The organism is Ureibacillus sp. FSL W8-0352 (assembly GCF_038004345.1).
GTDB classification, from domain to species: domain Bacteria; phylum Bacillota; class Bacilli; order Bacillales_A; family Planococcaceae; genus Ureibacillus; species Ureibacillus thermosphaericus.
This window is the reverse complement of the sequence record NZ_JBBOQT010000001.1, coordinates 188722-206026: the sequence shown is the minus strand read 5'-3', so window position 1 is coordinate 206026 and position 17305 is coordinate 188722. Positions and strand designations below refer to the sequence as shown.

Genomic DNA, 17305 nt, shown 5'->3' with positions numbered 1-17305 from the left:
ATTTTAAAAATATCAAACAAGGTTTTTAATAGCAACAAAGGAGTTGATATAATGGAAAACCTATTATTAGAAAATGATGTAGTGCTTCTTAAACCAATTGAACTCAAGGATATGGAAGGGATTGTTGAGGCGGCAAAGGATGATCGGATATGGGAGCATATGCAAGTGAATTTAACGTCAAGAGAAGCTGTTGAACAATATGTACGAAACGCCATTGCAGCGAGAAACAATCAAATTTCCTATGTCTTTGTCATAATGGATAAAAAGACGAATCAAATCGTGGGATGTACATCCATTTTGGATATTTCACTGGAGCATAAGCGCCTTGAAATCGGCGGAACATGGCTAACCCCATCGGTTTGGCGCACTTCCATCAACACCAATTGCAAGTATTTATTGTTGACTTATTGTTTTGAACATCTCCAGTTGAATCGGGTGCAGCTGAAAACTGCCCACACCAACAAACGCTCCCAAACAGCAATTGAAAGAATCGACGCCATGAAAGAAGGCGTTCTCCGAAATCATATGATCTTGCCTAATGGAACTATCCGCCATACCGTCATGTATAGCATCACCAAAGAAGAATGGCCCGCTGTAAAAAATAGATTTATTAAGGAATTGTTATAACATAAAAGCTGCCTAGTTCCTTCTAGACAGCTTTTATGTTTCTTAGTCATTGATATTGGAAATCAACACTTGTCTTGGACGGCTGCCATCAGGAGGACCAACCACACCGCGGGCTTCCATTTGATCGATAATTCTTGCAGCACGGGAATAGCCGATGCGGAAGCGGCGCTGGAGCATCGAAATGGAAGCCGATTGCATCTCCACCACTAATTTCACCGCTTCATCATAAAGCTCGTCTGTTTCTTCTTCAAAAGATTGATCATCTGGTTCATCAGTTGGAATCATCGTTTCATCATATTGGGCTTTTTGTTGAGCAATGACATAATCTACTACCGCTTGTACTTCCTCATCAGAAACAAATGCCCCTTGAACACGTATTGGTTTGGAAGTACCTGCTGGCATAAACAACATATCCCCTCGACCTAATAGGCGTTCTGCTCCGCCTGTATCAAGAATAGTTCTTGAATCGACAGTACTTGATACAGCGAAGGCAATTCGAGATGGGATATTTGCTTTGATGACTCCAGTAATGACATCAACAGATGGCCGTTGAGTTGCGATAATTAAGTGAATTCCTGCTGCACGAGCCATTTGTGCAAGTCTCGTAATGGCATCTTCCACATCGTGGGAAGCTACCATCATTAAATCTGCTAACTCGTCAATAATGACAACGATATAAGGTAATTTTGATAATTGCTCTTCATGCTCTTTGTTGTAGCGCTCTACGTAGCTGTTGTACCCTTTTATATTTCTCGTTCCAGTATGAGAGAATAAATCGTAACGTCTTTCCATTTCACTCACAACCTTTTGCAAGGCTTGCGAGGCTTTTTTCGGGTTCGTAACAACAGGCGCTAACAAATGTGGAATTCCGTTATAAACATTGAGCTCAACCATTTTCGGGTCAATTAACATCATTTTCACTTCATGTGGTTTTGCTCGCATTAAAATCGAGATGATGATGCCGTTAATACATACACTTTTCCCACTTCCGGTTGAACCTGCAACAAGCAAGTGAGGCATTTTATTTAATTCAGCTAAGATTGCCTGTCCAGCAATATCTCGACCAAATCCAATCAACAGTTTAGCATCCGGTTTGTTATTTTCTTTTGACTCTAAAACTTCTCTCAGCGTTACAACTGCCACTTCACTATTTGGCACTTCAATACCGATGGCTGATTTTCCTGGAATCGGCGCTTCCATTCGAATATCTTTTGCTGCAAGTGCAAGAGCTAAGTCATCTTGTAAATTGACAATTCGACTAACTTTTACTCCAACGTCTGGCATCACTTCATATTTTGTTACGGCTGGACCTAAATGAACTTGCACTACTTTTGCCTTTACGCCAAAACTTAAAAGCGTTTGCTCAAGTTTTTTTGCGTTCGCTTGAATGATAGAATATTCGCCGCTTTGATCATGCTCTGGAGGGACATTTAATAAAGTCATAGGCGGCAACCGGTAATCTTGATTTTCCACGTTGTTTTCAACGGATTGTTGAATTGTATCTTCAATTGTATCCTGTTTATCGTCTTCTTGTACTTCTTGCGCTAGTTTCTGCTCTTTTTGAATATTTTGAGTAAAATCAGAAATGATTGGTTCATCATCTTCATCATCTTCCACTAACAATAATGGAACCGATTCTTCACTTGTTGCCGCCATCTCTTTTAATGCTGTTTGTTCTTCAGATTTCTCTCGTTTACGCTTATTCTCGTCTTTATTTAATGAACGGCGTTTACGTTTTTTCTTTTTCGGCAATTTTAATTTGAAGTTTGGAATTTTTTCAGCAATCATCGGTACAAAAGCTTTTCCTGTGACTAAAACAATTCCAATGAAAAATAATAGAATTGCTACTACTTTCGCTCCAGTTGCACCGAATAAAATGTGAAACATACTAAACAAAAACGCACCAATCATTCCACCGCCAAGCGCATTGCTTCTATTTTGAATGCCCTCATCACTAATCATTATTCGCCAAGTTTCTTTCAATACTGATTGAGATTCCAACGCATCCCGCTTATATAATTCATCAAACAAAACACTATGACTAAAAATGGATAAACTGAAAATCATCATCATCGCACCGAGTAAAACGCGATCGGTAAATGGGATTTTTTCTCGCTTAACCATCAATAATATTGCGAATAAAAAGAGGAATGTTGGGACTGCGAAGTAAAGATTACCGAAAAAAAACATCGAAATACTTTGAACCATTCGGCCTACAAAACCATATTCAAAAAAGATGATGATGGCAAAGCCAATTAAAATTAATCCGATGATTTCAAAATAAAGGGGAGAAATGCCAGCCTTTGCTTTTGTTTTTGCTTTCGTTTTCTTCCTTGCCATATTGTTCACCTACTCTACAAGAAACAATCATCAGTATGAGAAACAGGATTTCCTTAACCGCTGTACGGTGAAGAAAATCCTGTCTTATCTAGTCTAGCTTAATATTCCATAATAATCGGGATTATCATTGGTCGTCGTTTTGTTTTTTGGAATAAATAAGCATTTAACGTTTCTCGGATTTCTTGTTTAATATTTGTCCATTCGAACGTGTCTTTGCTTACATATTTTTCTATACATTCACGGGCAATTTCCGTCGCTTCTGAAATTAGTTCTTCAGATTCACGAACGTAAACAAATCCGCGAGAAATAATTTCTGGTCCTGAAGCAATTCGCTTTTGGGCACGGTTTAAGGTTACGACAACGATGAATATACCGTCTTGGGAGAGCAGTTTTCTGTCACGCAAAACGATATTTCCAACGTCACCGATACCGCTTCCGTCAATAAGGACATTTCCTGCTTGTACGCGGCCGCTTATGCGCATTTTACCATTTCGATATTCCACAACATCGCCTTTATCCGCAATAAAAATGCGCGATTTATCAATTCCAACTTGCTGTGCTAATTTGGAATGTGCAATTAACATTCGGTATTCGCCTTGGATCGGGATAAAATATTTTGGTTTCATTAAGTTTAACATTAGTTTTAAATCTTCTTGGCTACCGTGTCCAGATACATGGACTTTTTTATCGGCTGCCAATACCGTTGCACCAGCTTTCGCAAGATTGTTCATGGCATTTGACATCTGCACTTCCATTCCTGGTGACGGCGTGAAAGTAATTAATACAGTATCTGTTTCTTTTATTCGAATATCGCGATGTTGTTTTCGTACAATTTTATCAAGGGCATCTAAAGGTTCTCCTTGATTGCTTGTCACAATAATAATTAATTCATCATCTTCATATTGATTAATTTCTGAAACAGGAATTAATGTGTTTTCGTCTATGGATAAATATCCAAGTTTTACTCCAATATCGATGACTTTTTCGAGGCTTTTCCCAACGATAGCTACTTTACGATTTGATTTTTGTGCCTGGTTAAATACTTGTTGAATGCGGATAAAATTTGAAGCATATACTGCAACAATGATACGAGCAGGTGCAGAATGGAAGAATTTCGCTAACCTTTCCTCAATTACCGTTTCACTCGTCGTATACCCTGGTCGCTCTGCTTCTGTTGATTCTGAAAGTAAAATAAATACTCCTTCTTCACCTAATTGAGCCATTTTGGCAAGATCTGGTTTAAATTTTCCTTTTGCAGATTGGTCAAATTTAAATTCTCCTGTGTGCACAATTGCCCCTTCAGAAGTATGGAACACAATTCCTAAAGAGTCAGGAATGCTATGTGTTGTATGGAAGAAGGTTACATAAGTCGATTGAAAGTTCATGCGACTTTTGTTTGTTACTTCGAAGAATTTCACTTGATGTGGAGCAGGTAATTCTTTCAAATGTTCCTTAGCAAGAGCAATTGTTAATTTCGATCCGTACACAGGTGCATTAATTTTTTGCAATACATAGGCAATAGAACCAATTGCATCTTCATGACCATGAGTAAGAAATATTCCTTTAATCCGATCTTTGTTTTCTTCCAAATAAGTAAAGTCAGGGATGACGATGTCAATACCAAGCATTTCATCTTCTGGAAACATTAAACCGCTATCGACAATAAAGACTTCGTCATCGATTTCAATAACGTACATGGATTTCCCGATTTCTCCCACGCCTCCAAGTGGGATGATTCGGATTACTTCATTTTTTGTTTTTATCACAATCTTTCCTCCTAATATTATCCCGAACGCACAACCACTTATTTATCATTATACGGTGAGAGGGGAGGAAGTACAAATAAAAAATGGTATTTCGATATTGTAAATTTTAAAAATAAAAAAAGCCTATCACCCAAACAACTCAAAAAGAATTGTTTGGAGAGCAGGCTTCAAATATTTTGCTTCACTTGTTCCCAAACATGATCAAATTCTTGTTTTTCTTCATCAGTCATCTCGACTAAAGGCAATCGAACTTTTTCAATATGGAAACCAACTTTACTCATTGCGTATTTTATCGGAACCGGATTTGGGTTTTTAAAGAGTTGCTTAAACAAAGGTAATAGCGTTTGATGCATTTTCGCTGCAAATGCGTGTCTTCCTTCTTCAAAAGCTTGAATCATCGCCTGCATTTCGTTTCCAACGATATGCGAAGCAACGGATATGACACCTCGACCTCCAATTGCCAACAGCGGTAGTGTTAACGCATCGTCTCCGCTATAAACGAGAAATTTATCATGAGTATTTGCTAGTATTTCAGATATTTGATCTAAATTACCGCTCGCTTCTTTTACGACTTGGATATTAGGTATTTTACTTAATGCAATTGTTGTGGCTGCTTCAATATTCGAACTCGTGCGCCCTGGCACATTATACACAACAATTGGTAATGTTGTTTCTTCTGCTACTGCCTCAAAATGTGCATAAAGTCCTTTTTGATTAGGTTTATTGTAGTAGGGAGCCACCAACATAACCCCGTCAACTCCGAGGCTCTCTATTTTTTTAGTTAGCTCAATTGTTTGTTTCGTATTATTGGAGCCTGTTCCTGCAATGACAGGCACCCGTTTGTTCACCTTTTCAACCGTAAACCGAATCAACTGAAGTTTTTCTTCAGTTGATAGAGTAGGTGATTCTCCAGTTGTTCCACAAACGACAATCGAATCGGTTCCATTCGCAAGAAGATATTCAATGAGTCTCTCCACCGCCTCAAAGTCAATATCACCATTTTCTTGAAACGGTGTAACCATGGCAGTAGCGATTCTACCTAAATCCAAATCTAACACCCCTTATAGTAAGTTATCCTCTAGCATTGCTTCAGCGATTTGGATTGAGTTTAAGGCAGCTCCTTTCAACAGGTTATCTGCGACAACCCATAGGTGGAAACCGTTTGGATGATATAAATCTTTTCGAATTCTTCCTACATACACTGGGTCTTCCCCTTCAGTATAAAGAGGCATTGGATAAACTTGATTATTTAAATCGTCTTGCAACACAACGCCAGGTGCGTCTTTTAAAATATTATAGATATCTTGTACACTTGCCTCTTTTTCAACTTCGATATACACAGATTCAGAGTGACCGTTCACAACCGGTACACGTACACATGTTGCTGCCACATGTAAATTTGGTAAATGCATAATCTTTTTTGTTTCGTTAATCATTTTCATTTCTTCTTTAGTAAATCCATTTTCTGTGAACACATCGATTTGAGGGAGAACATTATAAGCAATTGGATAATGTTTAGTTTCAGATTTTACTGGTAATACCTTCGCTTCTATATCTTTTCTGTCATCCCAATACTTGCTTTGTTCGCGAAGTTCTTCGATGGCAGACATCCCTGAACCAGAAACTGCTTGATAAGTGGAAACGATAATTCTCTTTAAACCTAATTTTTGTCGAATAGGTTGCAATGCTACAACCATTTGAATTGTTGAACAGTTTGGATTAGCGATGATTCCATTATGTTTCTTTAAGTCTTCGCGATTGACTTCCGGCACCACTAAAGGCACATCCGGATCCATACGGAAATGACTTGTATTATCAATTACAACCGCTCCACGTTTTACCGCCTCAGGAGCAAGTTTTGCGGAAACAGACCCTCCTGCAGAAAATAGCGCCACATCTACCCCTTCGAAAGCTTCAGGAGTAGCTTCCTCAATTTTGTACATTTTTCCGCCAAATTTTATTTCTTTTCCTGCAGATTTGGCAGAGGCTAAAAACTTTATATCTTTAATTGGAAAATTTCTTTTTAGTAATTGTTCTTTCATTTTTGTACCGACTGCACCTGTTGCACCTACAATCGCTACTGTTAATAGCTTCGACATTCTATAAATCTCCTCCTAATACATTTAAACCATATAATCCTTATATAATGATGAAAATTTTATCACAATTTTACTGAATTGTGTGATAAAAATTAATTTTCTTTATGGTACTGAATAAATAACGGTTGAAGCTGCTTTTTGTAGTAAATTGCATGCACGACAGTATCTACCATTTTTGTGAAATCTGCAATTAATGAAGTTGGTTTATTAAATGGATCATCTTGCCCGAAAGGAATAAAGTAAATGTTTTTTGAGTTTAATAGTTTCATAATGTTGACACCATTTAAACCTAGCGCATCATTTGTAGAAATTCCTAATACTACAGGATTTCCGTTTCTTAAAGTTGCTTTTGCAGCCATTAGCACAGGGCTGTCAGTCGCAGCATTGGCGAATTTACTGATGGAATTTCCTGTCATTGGCGCAATGACCATACAATCCAGAGGATTTTTTGGTCCAAACGGTTCTGCTTCTACAATAGTGGAAACTACCTTTTCACCAGATAGTTCCTCAATTTTTTTCACCCATTCCTCTCCTGTTCCGAAGCGTGTGACAGCTGTTAATACCGAATGGGTTACAATCGGAATGACTGTCGCACCTGCATCGCGAAGATCTTTTATTTTTGGTACGACATCCTCATATGTGCAATGGGAAGCGGTAATGCCAAGCCCAATTCTTTTACCTTTCAGCAAGATTTTCTCCTCCTTAATTGGCCAACAATCGAATTATACAAAATTTTCGCCGCATCATGCGGGAAATATTTCCCAGGTAATGCTGGTAATAATTCATAATGATCACGTTCTACATCATCTTTTAAGCAACCTGGGTAGGAAGCTAAATCATAAATCGGCATGTTAATTTTTTCTTTCACACTTGCATCTAGCCATCTAGCAGGAATTGTATTAATAAAATAATCCGCTTCTATTTCTCCCACATCAGCTAAATATACAGATTCGAAACGGAAAGCTTTCGCTTCATTCAATTGAACATCCGACCTTACAGCAATAACCACTTCAGCCCCAATACTTCTCAATAAATGTCCAAGCGTTTTTGCTACACGACCAAATCCAGTAATAATAAATCTTTTTCCAGAAATCGCATGTTTCGTATTATAGAAAGTTGCTACAAAAGCTTCTGCTGTAAGAAGAGCATTTTGCCAAATAAACTCTTCATCCTCTAAATAATAGTAAATTTGATTTTCATTTAAAATTTCTTTCCATTCTTCATTTGTCTTCCCACTAAAAATAGTCGCATTCGTTATACCTAAAACAGCAGGTACTTCCACTTTTAGTGGCTGGATTGGTAATACGACATAGTCCGGTTGTATAGATAACGAAAGATGGTTTAGTTCATGATCCCAATTTGTTTTGCTTTTGTAGTAAACAGTCCTCTCTGGATTTGATAACATTTTTGCAAGAATTTTCAATCGCTCATCCGTTCCAATTACAAGCCATTTTTCGTTCGTCATTGGTCATAATGCCTTCTTGTACTCGTTGTTTTTCGAAATAAAATACGGTCTTCCCCAATGAGATGTATTTCTTCCCAAGGAATAAATAATGCCGTCGTTGATTTTTTTTTCTGGAACGGTAAACGGGAAGGTTCTATTAATTCAAACCCTAAAATTTTTCCTGTTTTAGGATCAAAGATGCATTCCGTCTCAGATAGATAGCCGTAACGAACTCCATTTTCCATTTCGATTAATTCCTTTTCAGCAAGCTCTGATAATAGCATCATTTCCCTCCTCCATGAGCTTATTAGTACTATATGCATGAAAAATCCGTTAGGTGCCCATCAAGTTTAAAAGTTTTATTGTTGACAATCCGTTATAACTGTATATACTGTATATATACAGTTGTAAATCAGAATGGTGGTGACTCCGTGGATATTAAACTTAGTAATGCAAGCGATAAACCAATTTATGAACAAATTACAGAACAAATTAAACAAGCAATTATTACGGGAAAATTAACACCTGGTGATCCATTGCCTTCTATTCGCAATCTAGCGAGAGAATTAAAAATTAGCGTTATGACGACAAAGAGAGCGTATTCCGATTTAGAACGGGATGGATTTATCGTTACTTTTGCTGGGAAGGGAAGTTTTGTTGCGGAACGAAATCAGGAGTTTTTGCGGGAAGAATTGCTTCGGCAAGTGGAAGATCACTTAAATAAAGCCGTTCAAATTGCGAAGATTTCAGGAATACATGGAAAAGAATTATTGGATTTACTTTCATTGTTAGTAGAGGAGGAATTGGAATGACGTATGCAATTGAAGTCGCAAATTTAAGAAAAAAGTTTCCTCAATTTCAATTAGTCGATGTTTCTTTCCAGTTACCAACTGGTACAATTATGGGATTTGTTGGAGAAAATGGTGCCGGAAAAACATCAACCATAAAATGCCTTTTAAACCTGCTTCAAAAGGATAGTGGTGAAGTTAAACTATTTGGACTTGATCATGTTGAACATGATATAGCTATCAAGGAGCAAATTGGCGTCGTTTTTGATGATTTATATGTACCTGAAACATTAAATGCAACTCAAATCAATCACATATTAGAAAAAATTTATGCTAATTGGGATGAAGCTTACTACGTAGAACTATTAAAGCGCTTCAAAATACCTATTAAAAAGCCAATTAAACAGCTTTCCCGTGGGATGCGGATGAAACTGTCCATTGCTATGGCTCTTGCCCATCATCCAAAATTATTAATTTTAGATGAACCGACGAGCGGATTAGATCCGATTGTGCGGGATGAAATTCTCGATCTTTTTATGGAATTTATGCAGGACGAGGACAACAGCATTTTATTCTCCACCCACATTACATCTGACTTAGAAAAGATTGCTGACTATATTACGTTTATTCATGAAGGGGAAATCGTCTTTAGCAAAAATAAAGATGAACTGTTGTATGACTACGGAATATGGAAAGGAACGGTGGAGCAATCGAAGGAATTGCCTGAACATGCAAAAGTGCGCATGAGAAAAAATGCATTCGGAATAGAAATTTTAGTGAATCGAAAAGAAGTGAACAAAGCTTTCCATCTCGATAAACCGTCTATAGAAGACATCATGTTATTTTTTGTGAAAGGAGCTTATGTATGAAAGCACTGATTTTAAAAGATTTGTACGTCATACTTAACCAAAAAAACTCTTTGTTAATGCTCATAACGCTTTTTGTCATCGCTTCTTTCTTTTTGGGTGATACGGGAATGTTACTTATTTTTCTTACGGTTTTATCCATGACTTTAATCAATATCACCCTTTCCAACGACGAAACAAGTCATTGGAATCGATTTGTCAATACACTGCCAATCGAAAAGTCCGATATCGTAAAAAGTAAGTATATCTTAAGTCTGATCTTAATACTTTTTATGGTTATCATTGTTTTTCCAATATTTTTATTAACAAATATGATTACGAAAACATTTACAATGGTTAATTTTATTTCAATTTTATCCATCATCATATCAGGAATCCTCATGATGTTGTCATTCGTGATACCAGTGACCATTAAATATGGTGCCCAAAAAGCTCGCATTTTCATTTTGGCTCTAATTTTTATACCTGTCATTGTAATAAATGTCATTTCAAATGGTTCATTCTTTCATCAATTACTTGAATTTCTTCTTTTATTTGGATACATTGCTTTGATCATTGCGGTTGTCATGTTTTATTTATCCTATCAACTCTCCGTTAAGTTTTTTAAGAAAAAAGAATACTAAAAAAATGAGGTTGGGACAAATCTAAAAAAACATCATTTTCTCTAAGGAGAAAATGATGTTTTTTTGATATGTTATTAAAATTGATTTCCGTTCCGGGGACGCTTTCCGCGGGCCCGGCTCGAGCCTCCTCGGAGCTCATCCCTTCGCTCCTGCGGTGTCTCGAGACACGGGCTGTTCCCGCAGGAGTCGCCCCGTCACTACAATCAATTTTTAATTATATCAATTTTTTATCAAAACTCTTTCAACTGTCCCTTTAATTTTTTGTTTATGTCCCAGCCTCGTTTTTTATCAATTTATTATTTTGATGAATCATTTATACCCTGACCAATAATTGCCACTGCTGGTTTAACGGAGAAAATCTTATCGATCAGCTCCTGAATAGAATCCAAAGAAATCGCATCAATTTTTTGAAGGATTTCATCCACCGTTAAATGACGACCAAAAATCAATTCGTTTTTCCCGTTACGGCTCATGCGATTCGTCATACTCTCCATATTCAGTAAAAAACTTGCTTTTAACTGTTCTTTTCCGTTATAAAGCTCTTGTAGCGTCACGCCATCTTTTTTTATTTTTTCAATGGATTTAATAATTGTCTCATGTAGTAAAGGCAATTGTTGATTGTTCGTACTTCCGTAAATGGTTAATGCACCGACATCCATATAACAGGATGGATAGGAGAAAATTGTGTAAGCTAATCCCTTTTCTTCCCTTACTTCTTGGAAGAGGCGGGAAGACATATTGCCACCTATTATATTATTTAAAGTGATAAAGCTATAGTAATTTGGATCTTTTACACTGATGGCGGGATAACTCATCGCCAAATGGGACTGTTCTACATCCCGTTCCTTTACGAAACGTCCTGAATGAAATGTTGGATTTGATAAGTTTAGTGGGACAGCTTTTTCAGATGGTTCGAAGTTCCCGAACAACGATTCAATATGTAAAAGTAAATCTTTTGATATATTCCCTGCCAAAGAAATAACAACATTCTTTGGAAAATAATGTTTATCCATATAGTTCAAAATAAAATCACGATCAAATTTTTGAAGGGTTTCATTCGTTCCTAAAATCGGAAGGCCCAATGGATCGTTTGGATACATCACTCTCCATAAACGTTCGTGTACATCATCATCAGGAGCATCTTCGCTCATTAAGATTTCCTCTAATACAACTTGCCGTTCTTTCTCCAATTCATTTTTTTCAAACACTGAATGGAAAAACATATCAGCTAATATACTGATTGCCAACTTTCCATGATGCTCCAACACCTTTGCATAGTAGCAAGTATTTTCCTTTGATGTAAATGCATTTAGCTCTCCGCCAATGCGATCAAACTCTTCTGCAATTTGTCTAGCAGTTCGAGTATTTGTTCCTTTAAAGAGCATATGTTCAATAAAATGGGTAATTCCGTTTTCTTCTGGCAGTTCAAATCTAGATCCTGCTCCAACCCATATTCCTACAGAAATTGAACGCACGTATGGAATATGTTCATATACAATCCTTACGCCATTTTGACAAGTATAAACGTTAACCAATTTACAACCTCTTTCTACTGACATTTCCTATCTGTTCGATCTTTATAATCGAAACTACTTCTTACTTTACAAAATATTTTATAGGAATAAAAGTTTTTTGATGTCCTATGTACTTTCATTTCAAACAAATAAAAAGAGGTTGTTCTCCTTTTCTACAACCTCTCAACATATTATTGTTTTAAATTTTGTTTTGCTCGCTCTTTATCTTCTTTAATGACTATTTTTCGCGATAAATTAATGCGACCTTGATCGTCAATATCGATTACTTTCACCAGTACTTTATCGCCAATTTTGAGTACATCTTCTACTTTATTTGTACGTTCTTCTTGAATTTCAGAAATGTGGAGTAATCCATCTTTGCCAGGGAAAATTTCACAGAATGCACCGAATTTTTCAATGCGTTTTACAGTTGCTAAATAGTATTCTCCCACTTTTGCTTCGCGAACAATTTCTTCGATAATTTCTTTCGCGCGTAAGTTCATTTCTTCATTCACAGAAGAAATATAAATTGTACCGTCTTGTTCCGTATCGATTTTTACACCTGTTTCATCGATAATTTTGTTGATTGTTTTTCCCCCTGACCCAATAACATCACGAATTTTTTCAGGGTTAATTTTAATGGAAATAATTTTTGGAGCATATTTTGAAAGTTGTTCACGCGGTTTTGCAATCGTTTGTTTCATATGTTCTAAGATTTTCAAACGACCTTCTCTTGCTTGCATTAACGCTTCTTCTAAAATTTCACGTGATAATCCGTCAATTTTAATATCCATTTGAAGCGCTGTAACACCTTTTTCTGTTCCAGCTACTTTAAAGTCCATATCTCCAAGATGGTCTTCCATTCCTTGAATATCTGTTAAAATTGTATAGTGTTCGCCTTTTTTCACTAATCCCATCGCAATTCCTGCAACAGGCGCTTTGATTGGAACACCTGCATCCATCATAGCGAGTGTACTAGCACAAATTGACGCTTGAGAAGTTGAACCGTTGGACTCTAATACTTCTGATACACAACGAATCGCATATGGGAACTCTTTTTCATCCGGAATGACTGCAAGCAATGCACGTTCACCTAATGCACCGTGTCCGATTTCACGTCGACCAGGACCGCGCATAGGACCTGTTTCCCCTACTGAGAATGGAGGGAAGTTGTAATGATGCATGAAACGTTTTGATTCTTCTAAACCTAATCCATCAATGATTTGCACGTCTCCTAATGGACCTAAAGTACAGATGGAAAGGGCTTGTGTTTGACCTCGAGTGAAAAGACCTGAACCATGGGCGCGTTGCAATAAGCCGACTTCAGATGATAGCGGGCGAATTTCATCTACTTTTCGTCCGTCTGGGCGTACTTTTTCCTCTGTAATTAAACGTCGAACTTCCTCTTTCACCATTTTATCTAAAACAGTGTTTACTTGTTTCAACGTTTCTTCTTCAGCTTCTTGTTCTTCATAATAAGTAATTACTCGCTCTTTAACAGCTGCAATTGCTTCTTCCCGAGCTAATTTTTCCACAGTTTGAATGGCAGCAATCATATCTTGCTCGCACATTGCTCTAACTGCATTTTCAATTTCTTCATCAATTTCAAACAATTCTACTTCAATTTTTTCTTTGCCGACTTCTGCAACTATTTGTTCCTGGAATTCAATTAATTTTTTAATTTCTTCATGCCCAAACATAATGGCTTCAAGCATGATTTCTTCCGGAACTTCTAAAGCACCTGCTTCAACCATGTTGATAGCGTCTTTATTGCCTGCTACAGATAAGTGGATTGTACTTTTCTCTGATTGTTCTATATCTGGATTAATAACAAATTTTCCATCTACATAACCTACATGCACACCCGCGATTGGTCCGTTAAATGGAATATCTGAGATGGAAAGAGCTAACGATGAACCAAGCATTGCAGCCACATCTGTTGGACAATCCGGGTCTGAAGACATGACAATTGAAACGACTTGTACTTCGTTACGGAATCCTTCTGGGAACATCGGACGAATCGGACGGTCAATTAAGCGCGAAACCAAAATTGCATGTTCAGATGGACGGCCTTCTCGCTTGATGAACCCTCCAGGTATTTTTCCTGCTGCATATAAACGTTCTTCGTAGTTTACAGTAAGAGGGAAGAAATCTAATGCTTTTGCCTCTTTAGACATCGTTGCAGTGGAAAGTACTGCCGAATCGCCGTAGCGAACAAGTACAGCCCCATTAGCTTGTTTTGCTAATTGGCCAACTTCAATTACTAATGGGCGTCCAGCCCAATCATATCGATAGACTTTTTTTTCGGTCATTCATTAATCCCCTTTCTCTTTGAGAACACTCGTCAGGAGTATTTATATACCATTAGTAAGTGTATCAAAAAAGAATATTCTATGCTAAACATTTTCAATTAAAATATGGTAATTTTACTTTTATTGTTACCCAGTTAATTGTTTTTTGAATAAATAAAAAGCGGGAAAATCCCGCTTTGAATTAACGACGTAAGCCTAATTTTTCGATTAATGTACGGTAACGTTGAACGTCTTTTTCACGTAAATATTTTAATAAATGACGACGACGACCTACTTTTTTAAGAAGACCGCGTTGAGAGTGGAAGTCTTTCTTATGAACAGCTAAGTGATCGTTTAATACGTTAATTTCTTCTGTTAAAATAGCGATTTGTACTTCTGGAGAACCAGTATCTCCTTCATGAGTTTGGAATTCTTTAATGATTTCGTTTTTACGTTCTTTTGAAATTGCCATGTTTAGTTCCTCCTAATATTTATTTACTCCTATAGCACAGTCAACCGTTGGAGAATCGGTAAGCCGAGCTAAGGAATGTACGATTAGTACACTAGGAAATAATATCATAGTTCAAATGGATAAGCAACTTATTTATCGGCGAAATACTCAATTGTTCGTTCCTTATCTCGAGAGATTTGAGCTTTTAATGATTCAATGCCGTCAAATTTTTGTTCGTCACGTAAACGTTTATACCAAAGGACTTTTACTTCTTCACCGTAAATATTTTTTTCAAAATCTAATATGTGCACCTCAATTGTTAATTGTTTTTCATCCGGGTTTTTAAATGTTGGTTTAAAGCCGACATTGCAAACACCATCATATAATCGATTTTGCACGAACACCCTCACTGCATAAACGCCATTTTTTGGAATAAAACAGCCTTCCATTGATTGAATATTGGCTGTTGGAAATCCGATGGTACGTCCTCTTTTATCTCCTTGAACAACAATTCCAGGAACTTGGAAGGGGCGTCCTAATAAATGATGGACGGTTTCCATATCTCCATCTTGTAAACATTTTCGAATGCGAGTTGATGAAATTTTTTCCCCATCGTCCATCTGTTTTTCCACTACTGTTACACCAAAATTACCAAGGGACAGTTCCTTCATTAAATCCATATTTCCCTTTCCAAATGCACCAAAAGAAAAATCAAAGCCGGCAGTTACATGTTTAACATTCAAATCTCGAATAAAATATTGAATGAAATCCTCTGGTGAAAGCCTAGCAAAATCAGATGTGAATTGTACGACAAATGTTGTATCTACGCCCATTTCTTCTAATATTTCTAATTTTTGTGGAAGAGGTGTAATATAAAAAATTTTCTCATTGCTTTTACCTAATACAATAGAAGGATGGGGATCAAAAGTCATAACAGCACTTTTAATATTCAATTCCTCTGCTTTTTCCATTGCTGCACGGATAACAGCTTGGTGTCCTCTATGTACTCCATCAAAAAAGCCAACTGCTAGGGAATAGGAAGTGGAAGGATCAACTTTATTTAATTGATATGGATATTTTAAATGAATAACCTTCATTCGATTGGCCTCCTAGAAATTATTTGGAAACATCTTATCTGGTTTCATGAGTCCAGGTTTCGTTGGATGTTTTATATATACTGCAATCGCCTTCCCATTTCGACTAAAAACGATTTTTTCTTCCTGTTTTAATAATGAATGGACTTTTAAAATTTGTCCATTAAAAATTTTCTTTTCGTTTGATTCATCGACCTCGATAAATGGATAAGTTAACGCATCTTCAATGGGAAGCAGCAGTTGTTCAAATGTTCCTTCCTCCACAGCCTTTTCAATATCACGAAGAGTATAACAATCCGCTTTCGTAAAATTCCCTGAGGCAGTTCTAACAAGAGAAGCCATATGACTAGGATAGCCTAATAATTGTCCTATTTGTACAGCAAGAGTTCGTATATATGTGCCTTTGCTGCACTTGATTCTTATATGAAAAGTAATTTCCTCGCCTTCAAAAATGGCTTGATCATCAAGCAGTTGCAATTCATGAATCGTTACTTTTCTTGAAGGTCGATCTACTTCAATTCCTTTTCGTGCATATTCATAAAGTTTTATTCCATTTACTTTTACCGCTGAATACATTGGGGGAATTTGTTCAATTTCACCAGTAAGTTGTGAAAGCACTTTTTGCAATTGCTCACGGGTAATAACTTTATAAGATAGATCTTCTTCTACCGTTTCTCCTTCAGCATCTTCAGTTGTTGTTGAGCGACCAATAGCAACAGTGGCTTCATAAGTTTTACCCATATCCGTTATATACTCGGCAATTCTAGTTGCTTGTCCAATGCAAATCGGTAAAACTCCTTCAACCGCTGGATCGAGCGTTCCTGTATGTCCTATTTTTTTGTATTTTAAAATTTTTCTCAGTTGAAATACACAATCGTGACTCGTTAAACCTCGTTCTTTCCATAGTGGTAAAATCCCGTTCACTCTATCCCCCCTAAAATTTTCAATAAAAAAAGCCTACCTGCATTATGATGCAGTCGCAGGCTTTTTTAAACTATTTAGAATTACGCCTCATCATGATCTTCTTTAATAGAGCGTAATAATTGTTCGATTTTGTTGCCGTATTCGATCGATGAATCAAACTTAAATAAAAGTTCAGGTGTTCTTCGAAGACGAATACGTTGGCCGATTTCTGTGCGAATGAAACCTTTCGCCTTTTCCAAAGCTTTTAACGTTTCATTCTTTTCTTCTTCATCGCCTAATGTGGTGATATAAATCGTAGCTTGTTGAAGGTCGCCTGTCAGTTCGACAGCAGTTACCGTAACAAATCCTACGCGAGGATCTTTTAATTTTCGGCCAATGATGTCGCCTAATTCTTTCTTCATTTGTTCAGCAACACGATTTGCACGTAGAGACATGTTGTCACCTCTTTTAAAAGCAGGATAAAAGCGAAACGAACTGG

At 37.0% G+C, this 17305-nt stretch carries 17 protein-coding genes; 4 read left to right on the top strand and 13 right to left on the bottom strand.

What is annotated here, in order from left to right:
• Window positions 1-51: 51 nt before the first annotated feature.
• Window positions 52-627, top strand: coding sequence for a GNAT family N-acetyltransferase (locus NST98_RS01045; RefSeq protein ID WP_340714159.1), 576 nt, complete (start codon window positions 52-54; stop codon window positions 625-627).
• A gap of 42 nt (window positions 628-669) precedes the next feature.
• On the opposite strand, the gene NST98_RS01040 is transcribed toward NST98_RS01045, so the two are convergent.
• From NST98_RS01040 to NST98_RS01010, 7 genes are all read right to left on the bottom strand, one after another.
• Entirely contained in the window at window positions 670-2967 is a 2298-nt protein-coding gene (locus tag NST98_RS01040) for an FtsK/SpoIIIE family DNA translocase (RefSeq protein WP_340714158.1), read from the bottom strand.
• Window positions 2968-3065: 98 nt separating this feature from the next.
• Window positions 3066-4733 carry a ribonuclease J gene (locus NST98_RS01035; RefSeq protein ID WP_016836816.1) on the bottom strand — a complete coding sequence of 556 codons (1668 nt, stop codon included), beginning with the start codon at window positions 4731-4733 and terminating at the stop codon, window positions 3066-3068.
• A 167-nt stretch (window positions 4734-4900) separates the two neighbouring features.
• Entirely contained in the window at window positions 4901-5782 is an 882-nt protein-coding gene (gene dapA / locus NST98_RS01030; protein ID WP_016836815.1) for a 4-hydroxy-tetrahydrodipicolinate synthase, read from the bottom strand.
• Window positions 5783-5794: 12 nt separating this feature from the next.
• A complete protein-coding gene (locus NST98_RS01025; protein ID WP_340714157.1) occupies window positions 5795-6832 on the bottom strand; it encodes an aspartate-semialdehyde dehydrogenase in 1038 nt (345 codons plus the stop codon).
• A 92-nt stretch (window positions 6833-6924) separates the two neighbouring features.
• Window positions 6925-7521: a dipicolinate synthase subunit B gene (locus tag NST98_RS01020; protein ID WP_016836813.1), complete on the bottom strand. Its 597-nt coding sequence runs from the start codon at window positions 7519-7521 to the stop codon at window positions 6925-6927.
• Window positions 7515-8297: a hypothetical protein gene (locus NST98_RS01015; protein WP_016836812.1), complete on the bottom strand. Its 783-nt coding sequence runs from the start codon at window positions 8295-8297 to the stop codon at window positions 7515-7517. The genes NST98_RS01020 and NST98_RS01015 overlap by 7 nt, the downstream gene beginning before the upstream one ends.
• Window positions 8294-8560, bottom strand: a complete 267-nt coding sequence (locus NST98_RS01010; protein ID WP_016836811.1) for a YlmC/YmxH family sporulation protein — start codon at window positions 8558-8560, stop codon at window positions 8294-8296. Before NST98_RS01010 ends, NST98_RS01015 begins: the two co-directional genes overlap by 4 nt.
• A gap of 147 nt (window positions 8561-8707) precedes the next feature.
• Here NST98_RS01010 and NST98_RS01005 point away from each other — a divergent pair, with 147 nt between their 5' ends.
• The 3 genes from NST98_RS01005 to NST98_RS00995 are packed head-to-tail and all read left to right on the top strand — an operon-like array spanning window position 8708 to window position 10553.
• A complete protein-coding gene (locus NST98_RS01005) occupies window positions 8708-9088 on the top strand; it encodes a GntR family transcriptional regulator (protein WP_340714156.1) in 381 nt (126 codons plus the stop codon).
• Window positions 9085-9933, top strand: a complete 849-nt coding sequence (locus NST98_RS01000; protein WP_016836809.1) for an ABC transporter ATP-binding protein — start codon at window positions 9085-9087, stop codon at window positions 9931-9933. The genes NST98_RS01005 and NST98_RS01000 overlap by 4 nt, the downstream gene beginning before the upstream one ends.
• Window positions 9930-10553, top strand: a complete 624-nt coding sequence (locus NST98_RS00995; protein WP_340714155.1) for an ABC-2 transporter permease — start codon at window positions 9930-9932, stop codon at window positions 10551-10553. Before NST98_RS01000 ends, NST98_RS00995 begins: the two co-directional genes overlap by 4 nt.
• Before the next feature lie 296 nt (window positions 10554-10849).
• On the opposite strand, the gene NST98_RS00990 is transcribed toward NST98_RS00995, so the two are convergent.
• From NST98_RS00990 to rbfA, 6 genes are all read right to left on the bottom strand, one after another.
• Window positions 10850-12088: a M16 family metallopeptidase gene (locus tag NST98_RS00990; RefSeq protein WP_340714154.1), complete on the bottom strand. Its 1239-nt coding sequence runs from the start codon at window positions 12086-12088 to the stop codon at window positions 10850-10852.
• A 170-nt stretch (window positions 12089-12258) separates the two neighbouring features.
• Complete coding sequence (pnp, locus tag NST98_RS00985) at window positions 12259-14379, bottom strand: polyribonucleotide nucleotidyltransferase (RefSeq protein ID WP_340714153.1); 2121 nt, start codon at window positions 14377-14379, stop codon at window positions 12259-12261.
• A 181-nt stretch (window positions 14380-14560) separates the two neighbouring features.
• Window positions 14561-14830, bottom strand: coding sequence for a 30S ribosomal protein S15 (gene rpsO, locus NST98_RS00980; RefSeq protein ID WP_016836805.1), 270 nt, complete (start codon window positions 14828-14830; stop codon window positions 14561-14563).
• Between the two features lie 128 nt (window positions 14831-14958).
• Entirely contained in the window at window positions 14959-15906 is a 948-nt protein-coding gene (locus NST98_RS00975) for a bifunctional riboflavin kinase/FAD synthetase (RefSeq protein ID WP_340714152.1), read from the bottom strand.
• Window positions 15907-15918: 12 nt separating this feature from the next.
• The gene (gene truB, locus NST98_RS00970; RefSeq protein WP_340714151.1) at window positions 15919-16827 is read right to left on the bottom strand and encodes a tRNA pseudouridine(55) synthase TruB; all 909 of its coding nucleotides are present in this window, start codon (window positions 16825-16827) and stop codon (window positions 15919-15921) included.
• A gap of 80 nt (window positions 16828-16907) precedes the next feature.
• Window positions 16908-17261, bottom strand: a complete 354-nt coding sequence (gene rbfA, locus NST98_RS00965; RefSeq protein ID WP_096550686.1) for a 30S ribosome-binding factor RbfA — start codon at window positions 17259-17261, stop codon at window positions 16908-16910.
• Window positions 17262-17305: the final 44 nt, after the last annotated feature.

Excerpts from the sequence above, each read along its gene's own strand:
- NST98_RS01045 (WP_340714159.1), top strand. The coding sequence starts at position 52 with ATGGAAAACCTATTATTAGAAAATGATGTAGTGCTTCTTAAACCAATT.
- NST98_RS01040 (WP_340714158.1), bottom strand. The coding sequence starts at position 2,967 with ATGGCAAGGAAGAAAACGAAAGCAAAAACAAAAGCAAAGGCTGGCATT.
- NST98_RS01025 (WP_340714157.1), bottom strand. The coding sequence starts at position 6,832 with ATGTCGAAGCTATTAACAGTAGCGATTGTAGGTGCAACAGGTGCAGTC.
- NST98_RS01015 (WP_016836812.1), bottom strand. The coding sequence starts at position 8,297 with ATGACGAACGAAAAATGGCTTGTAATTGGAACGGATGAGCGATTGAAA.
- NST98_RS01010 (WP_016836811.1), bottom strand. The coding sequence starts at position 8,560 with ATGCTATTATCAGAGCTTGCTGAAAAGGAATTAATCGAAATGGAAAAT.
- NST98_RS01000 (WP_016836809.1), top strand. The coding sequence starts at position 9,085 with ATGACGTATGCAATTGAAGTCGCAAATTTAAGAAAAAAGTTTCCTCAA.
- NST98_RS00995 (WP_340714155.1), top strand. The coding sequence starts at position 9,930 with ATGAAAGCACTGATTTTAAAAGATTTGTACGTCATACTTAACCAAAAA.
- pnp (WP_340714153.1), bottom strand. The coding sequence starts at position 14,379 with ATGACCGAAAAAAAAGTCTATCGATATGATTGGGCTGGACGCCCATTA.
- rpsO (WP_016836805.1), bottom strand. The coding sequence starts at position 14,830 with ATGGCAATTTCAAAAGAACGTAAAAACGAAATCATTAAAGAATTCCAA.
- NST98_RS00975 (WP_340714152.1), bottom strand. The coding sequence starts at position 15,906 with ATGAAGGTTATTCATTTAAAATATCCATATCAATTAAATAAAGTTGAT.
- rbfA (WP_096550686.1), bottom strand. The coding sequence starts at position 17,261 with ATGTCTCTACGTGCAAATCGTGTTGCTGAACAAATGAAGAAAGAATTA.